Origin of the sequence: Hyphomonas oceanitis SCH89 (assembly GCF_000685295.1) — a bacterium.
Lineage (GTDB): Bacteria > Pseudomonadota > Alphaproteobacteria > Caulobacterales > Hyphomonadaceae > Hyphomonas > Hyphomonas oceanitis.
Genome location: NZ_ARYL01000147.1, coordinates 1 through 714 on the forward strand (window position 1 = coordinate 1; position 714 = coordinate 714).

The following is a 714-nucleotide window of genomic DNA, read 5'->3' on the forward strand; positions in this document are numbered from 1 at the left end:
AATCTGACGAACTGGCACAATAGCTGAGGATGTCCCTACCCTGCTTGGGGGCCTTGAAGGCCACCGTATAGATCACGACACCCTTTTCCTTCGCGGCGTCACACTGCTTCTTCGCCTGATCGAAGGAGTCGCCCTGACCGCTTGAGAAATACTTGTTGAACTCACCATCGGTCATCATGATCATGGCCTTGGCGGCATCCGGCTCATCATACGGCAGAGCATTCGAACCTGTCGGCCATACAGAATTCCAGGTTGGAGCGAGCAGGTACCAGCCCCACGCCACACCCATGTGTCCGGCTGTGCTGCCATAATCGTCCAGCGAATTGATATAGGACTTCAGGGCAGACTTGTTATGCGTCAGCGGCAATGGACCGAAATCATTGCAATCGGGAATGGATGTCCAGCTCCATCTCCTTCTATATGAGTCGTAAACATATTCCGGGTCGCGCGCCTCCAGCCAGGCATTCGGGCCCGGATCGGCATCTGTAAATGCCTGCGAGCCGACGCGTTCCTGCACGCAGGAACTATCGACATAAGTGGTGGCTGTTTTCCATTTTTTGCATGTACCGTTTCCCCGATACTTGCTGCAATACGTTGCCGATATCGTGCGCTTCTCGTTCTTGTTCGTCACCGCCTTGAAATATGTGCCAGCATTCACCGCCGTGTCGTATGTCGTCATCGCAATGCGCACATCATCAGGGTTGGCGAGATTTG

1 pseudogene is annotated in these 714 nt (G+C 53.9%); it reads right to left on the reverse strand.

Features of this window, described 5'->3' with window-relative positions:
- Nucleotides 1-714 (reverse strand): annotated as a pseudogene (locus tag HOC_RS22490) (hypothetical protein); the annotation flags it as partial.